The following is a 1,869-nucleotide window of genomic DNA, read 5'->3' as shown; positions in this document are numbered from 1 at the left end:
GCCAGCGCGCAGCTGAGCGCGGTGACCACGGCGACCAGCCACACGGTGCCGGTGGCGCCGCCGTCGATCCGCAGCCCGATCCGGGACAGCGCGCCGCGGTCCGCGAGCAGCCGGGTCAGCGGCCCGGCGAGCAGCGGGGCGACGAGCGCGGCGGGCAGGGCCAGCAGCAGCGCCTCGATCGCGGCGAGCGCCGTGATGCGGCCGCGCGATCCGCCCCGGGCCCGCAGCAGACGGGTCTCTCCGTCGCGCTCGCTGCTCAGCAGCCGGGCCACCAGCAGCAGCGCGTAACCCGCGAGCAGCACCAGCTGGACGGCCACGATCATCAGTGTCGAGCGGGAGACCAGCAGCGCCCGGTCGATCTGTTCCAGCACCTGGGGGAGCGAGGTCCGCGCGGTGGCGCCGCTCTTGAACTCGGGGGCGGTCAGCAGCGTCTTCGGGGCGGCCGTGGTGGCGTCGTGCAGCGCGTCGATGCGGCCCGTGGTGACCGTGCGGAAATCGGCGGTCGCCAGCCAGGACATCGTCCCGGGACTGACCCGTCCAAAACCGGTCACGTCCGGGCCGGTGAGCAGCGGGCCGTAGGTGGTGAAGGCGAGCTTGCGGATGCCGCGCCCGCCGAGCTCGTCCAGCTGCCAGTACGGATCGGCCGGGTCGGACACCTCGTACACGCCCGTGACCAGGACGGGCAGCGGCTTGTCGGTCAGCCGGTCGGTGACGGTGAATCGCGAACCGGGCTTCAGCTTCAGCGCTTCGGCGGCGGTGCGGGGCAGGGCGACCTGGACGGGCTCACCGGACTTCCCGCCGCCCGACGCGGGCATGCGACCCGCGGCGATACGGACGCGGCTGTGGTCGAGCGAGGCGAAGTGGGCGAGGTCGGGCTCGCCGCTCCGGGCGTCCGGGGCCCGCAGATCGCGCGGCAGCGCGTACGCCCCCGACGTCTCCAGCGTCCGGACGGTCACCGGCAGGCCGTCGAAGGCCTCGCGGGCCGCCTTCCGGGCGATCGCGTCGGCCGCGTCCCGCTGCGCGGGCGCCACCTGCGCGGACATCACGAGGGAGGCGGCGGCCGCCGATCGGTGGGTGAGGGCGTGGCGGAGCGCCGCGTCGCCGACGGAACCGGAGAAGGCGGTGAGCGCGGCCAGCACCGAGGTGGTCAGCAGCACGGCGAGAACGGCTGCGGAGAGCAGAAGCCGATGGGCCCGTACTCGGAGAAAGACGAACCCCGTCACTCACGCCCCCTGGGCCCTCATCACACACAAGCCCCCCGGCTTTGTACGGATGCTTTCAAGGCGCATGTGCCTTTGGAAACCGCTTGCGTACGTACTTGATGCGATTGTGACCGTTTATCGGTTACGGAAGACCGCATTCCGCGCTTGTGGCCGGGGGAGGGAGGGAAACGGGGACGGGGCGGGCTCTCAGCCCTGGGTGTTCACCATCGAGGCGGCCGCGTAGGTCAGGTAGTCCCACAGCTGCCGCTCGTGCTCCGGCGCCAGTCCGAGCTCGTCGACGGCCACCCGCATATGGCTCAGCCAGGCGTCGTGCGCCGCCCGGTCCACCCGGAACGGGACGTGCCGCATCCGCAGCCGGGGGTGTCCGCGCTTCTCGTTGTAGGTGCGGGGCCCGCCCCAGTACTGCATCAGGAACAGGGCGAACCGATCCTCGGCCGGGCCCAGATCCTCCTCCGGGTACATCGGCCGGAGCAGCGGGTCCTCGGCGACTCCCTGGTAGAAGCGGTGCACCAGGCGCCGGAAGGTCTCCTCGCCGCCGACCTGCTCGTAGAAGGTCTGCCCCTGAAGCGTGTCGCGCGGATTCTCTGTCACCCGTCCATGGTCGCAGACGCACCGGCCGAGGACCGGGGGCCTAGGACCACCCGGC

Annotated in this window: 2 protein-coding genes; both read right to left on the bottom strand. The window is 72.4% G+C overall.

From position 1 onward, the window contains the following. A partial coding sequence (locus ABZY11_RS44195; protein ID WP_356484578.1) for an FtsX-like permease family protein occupies window positions 1–1,223 on the bottom strand: 1,223 nt, incomplete at its 3' end. Window positions 1,224–1,409: 186 nt separating this feature from the next. Next, complete coding sequence (locus ABZY11_RS44190) at window positions 1,410–1,814, bottom strand: globin (protein WP_356484577.1); 405 nt, start codon at window positions 1,812–1,814, stop codon at window positions 1,410–1,412. Window positions 1,815–1,869 lie beyond the last annotated feature (55 nt).

The organism is Streptomyces sp. NPDC006510, assembly GCF_040611955.1.
Lineage (GTDB): Bacteria > Actinomycetota > Actinomycetes > Streptomycetales > Streptomycetaceae > Streptomyces.
The sequence above is the reverse complement of the archived record's forward strand: the minus strand, read 5'-3'. Positions and strand labels throughout refer to the sequence as shown.